This window comes from Streptomyces glaucescens, from assembly GCF_002154375.1.
In the GTDB taxonomy this organism is placed as follows: domain Bacteria; phylum Actinomycetota; class Actinomycetes; order Streptomycetales; family Streptomycetaceae; genus Streptomyces; species Streptomyces glaucescens.
The window spans coordinates 1-3780 of the sequence record NZ_MUND01000288.1 but is presented as its reverse complement, the minus strand read 5'-3'; the positions used below and the strand labels follow the sequence as shown (position 1 = coordinate 3780).

Sequence of the window (3780 nt, the reverse complement as noted above, 5' to 3'; positions counted from 1 at the left end):
CTGGGGGAATGGAACGGGGTCACGCGTGATGTGCGTGGTGTGTCGTTGCCGGTGCTGTTCGGTGAGCAGGCGGCGCGGACGCCCGACGCGGTGGCGGTGGTGGCTGGTGAGCGGTCGCTGACGTATGCGGAGCTGGATGCCTGGTCGAACCGGGTGGCGCGGTGGCTGATCGCGAGTGGTGTGCGTGCCGAGTCGTTCGTGGGTGTGATGCTGCCGCGGTCGGTGGAGCTGGTGGTGGCGCTGCTGGCGGTGGTGAAGGCCGGTGGCGCATATGTGCCGGTGGATGTGGATTATCCGGCGGAGCGGGTCGGGCAGATCCTGGGTGATGCCCGCCCGGTGATCGTGATCGACGACCTGTCGGTTCTTGCGCAGGCGGATGGTTTCGCTGACGGTCCGGTCGCGGATGAGGACCGGGTGGTGCGGTTGGAGTTGTCGCATCCGGCGTATGTGATCTTCACGTCGGGTTCGACGGGGCGGCCGAAGGGTGTGGTCGTTGAGCACCGGTCGGTGGGGGCGTATCTGGAGCGGGCCCGTGAGGTGTACGGGGACGCGGCGGGGACGGCGCTGCTGCATTCGTCGGTGGCGTTCGACCTGACGGTGACGGCGCTCTACAGCCCGCTGGTGTCGGGTGGGCGTGTGGTGCTGGCCGAGCTGGACGAGCAGGCGGGCCAGGCGGGCCGGCCGTCGTTCATGAAGGTCACGCCGTCGCACCTCAGTCTGTTGCAGGCGTTGCCGGAGGGGGTGTCGCCGTCGGGGACGCTGATCACTGGTGGTGAGGCGCTGGTCGGTGAGGTGCTGGAGGCGTGGAGGACTACCCACCCGGCCGTGACGGTGATCAACGCCTACGGTCCGACCGAGGCAACCGTCAACTGCACGGACTTCCGTATCGAGCCAGGACAGGATGTTGCATCCGGTCCTGTGCCGATCGGGCGGCCGTTCTGGAACACCCGCGCCTATGTGCTGGATGAGCGGTTGCGGCCGGTGCCGCCGGGTGTTGCGGGTGAGTTGTACATCGGTGGTGTGGTCCTGGCTCGTGGTTACTTCGAGCGTGCGGACCTGACGGCGGAGCGTTTCACCGCCGATCCGTTCGGTCCTGCGGGTGCGCGGATGTATCGCACGGGTGACATGGCTCGCTGGAACAGTGACGGTCAGCTCGTCTATGCGGGCCGGGTCGATGATCAGGTCAAGCTGCGTGGTTTCCGGATCGAGCTGGGGGAGATCCAGGCGGTCATCGCCGGTCACCCGGAGGTCACCCGCGCCGCTGTGGTCGTTCGCGAGGACCAGCCCGGTGACCAGCGCCTGGTGGCGTATGTCGTCGGCTCGGTCGACGGGGTGCGCGAGTACGTCGCGTCCCGGCTGCCGGAGTACATGGTCCCGTCGGCGTTCGTCGCCCTCGACGAGCTGCCGCTCACGGTCAACGGCAAGCTGGACCGCCGCGCCCTGCCCGCCCCCGACTACAGCATGGACACCCCGGCCGGCCGTGGCCCGCGCACGGACCGCGAGGAGATCCTCTGCGGTCTCTTCGCCGAGATCCTCGGCCTGGACACCGTCTCGATCGACGACGACTTCTTCCGCCTCGGCGGGCACTCGCTCCTCGCCACCCGCCTGGTCAGCCGGATCCGCAGCTCGCTAGGCGTGGAGATGGCCGTACGGCAGATGTTCGACACGCCGAGTGTCGCCGGCCTGTCGGCCGCGATCGACGAGGTGGGCGGTGGTCACCGTGCGGCGCTGACCGCGGCGGTGCCGCGGCCGGAGCGGATCCCGCTGTCGTACGCGCAGCGGCGGCTGTGGTTCCTGAACCAGTTCGAGGGGCCGAGCGCCACCTACAACATCCCGATCGCGCTGCGGCTGTCCGGTTCGCTGGACCGGGAGGCGCTGCGGCTGGCGCTCGGGGACGTCGTGGCGCGGCACGAGAGCCTGCGCACGGTGTTCGCGGAGGACGCGGAGGGCGCCTACCAGGTGGTCCGTGCGGTGGACGAGGCGCGGTCCGGGCTGGCGGTCGTCGCCGTCACGCGGGACGAGGTCGAGGAGCGCCTGCACGAGGCGGCGCGCCGTGGCTTCGACCTGTCGGCCGAGTCAGGGGAACTCCCGCTGCGCGCGACACTGTTCGCGCTCGGGGACGACGAGCACGTGTTGCTGCTTCTCCTGCACCACATCGTGAGTGACGCCTGGTCCCGTGCTCCGCTGGCCCGGGATCTCACGGCCGCCTATGCCGCGCGTGTGGCGGGCGGGGCGCCGGTGTGGGAGCCGCTGGGGGTCCAGTACGCGGACTACAGCCTGTGGCAGCGGGAGGTGCTGGGCTCGGAGGACGATCCGGGCAGCGAGATCTCTCGCCAGCTCGGCTACTGGACCGAGGCGTTGGCGGGGCTGCCCGACCAGCTGGAGCTGCCGTACGACCGGCCGCGCCCGACGGCCGCCTCCTACCGCGGTGACCGGATCCCGTTCGAGATCCCGGCGGAGCTGTACCAGCGGATCGTGGCATTGGCCCGCGCCTCCCAGGCGAGCCCGTTCATGGTGCTCCAGGCCGGTCTCGCCGCCCTGCTGACCAAGCTCGGGGCGGGGACGGACATTCCGATCGGCACGCCGATCGCGGGCCGTACCGACGAGGCACTGGACGACCTGGTCGGCGTGTTCATCAACACGCTGGTGCTGCGCACCGACACCTCCGGCCGGCCCTCCGCACGGGAGCTGGTCGAGCGGGTGCGGACCCAGAACCTGGCCGCCTACGCGCACCAGGACCTGCCGTTCGAGCGGCTGGTGGAGGTGCTCAACCCGGAGCGCTCGATGGCCCGGCACCCGCTGTTCCAGGTGCTGCTGGCGTACAACAACACGGACACCGCGGCGATCGACCGGGCCGGGCGTGGGCTGCCGGGGCTCGAGGTGTCCCGTGCCGTCGCCGAGACGGGCGTGGGCAAGTTCGACCTCTCCTTCGCCTTCGCCCAGCAGGAGGGCACCTCGGGTGCCACCTCCGGGTCCACGACCGGTTCGCTGCACGGCGTGCTGGAGTACAGCACGGACCTCTTCGACCAGAACACCGTCGAGGCTCTGGGCCGCCGCTACCTGCGCGTTCTCCAGGCGATGGTCGACGACCCCGGGGCACCGCTGGACCAGACCCGCCTCCTCGACGAGGTGGAGGCGGATCTGGTGGTGTCGGGGTGGAACGACACAGCGTGCGAGATGCCGGCTCGTTCGGTGGTGGAGCTGTTCGCCGAGCGGGTCGCCGAGTCGCCGGACGCGGTCGCGGTGCTGGCCGGTGACGTGTCACTGACGTACGCGGAGCTGGACGCGTGCGCGGAGCGGCTGGCCCGGCTGCTGGTCCAGCGCGGCGTGACGCCCGAGCGGTTCGTGGCGGTGGCGTTGCCGCGGTCGGCGGATCTGGTGGTGGCGCTGCTGGCGGTGTGGAAGGCGGGGGCGGCTTATCTCCCGCTGGACACGGAGTACCCGGCGGACCGGCTGGCGTACATGCTGGAGGACGCCGACCCGGCGCTGGTCCTCACCACGACCGAGCTCCTTTCTGAACTGCCCGAGTTCGAGCTTCCCCGTCTGCTCCTCGACGACCTCGCGGAGATCCCCGAGGCCGAGCCGGTGCAGGCCGGTACCGACCTGCGCCGTTCGGCGTACGTCATCTACACGTCGGGTTCGACGGGCCGTCCGAAGGGTGTGGTGGTCCCGCAGGGGCCGCTGGTCAACTTCCTGGTGTCGATGCGGGACCGGTTCGCTCTGGGTGCGGATGACCGTCTGCTGGCGGTGACCACGGTCGGGTTCGACATCGCGGGCCTG

At 70.5% G+C, this 3780-nt stretch carries 1 protein-coding gene; it reads left to right on the top strand.

The genetic code is table 11. The annotated features are described in order from the left end of the window. Positions 1 to 39: 39 nt before the first annotated feature. On the top strand, positions 40 to 3780 hold a 3741-nt coding region (locus CCN42_RS19740), incomplete at its 3' end, for a non-ribosomal peptide synthetase (protein WP_158102107.1).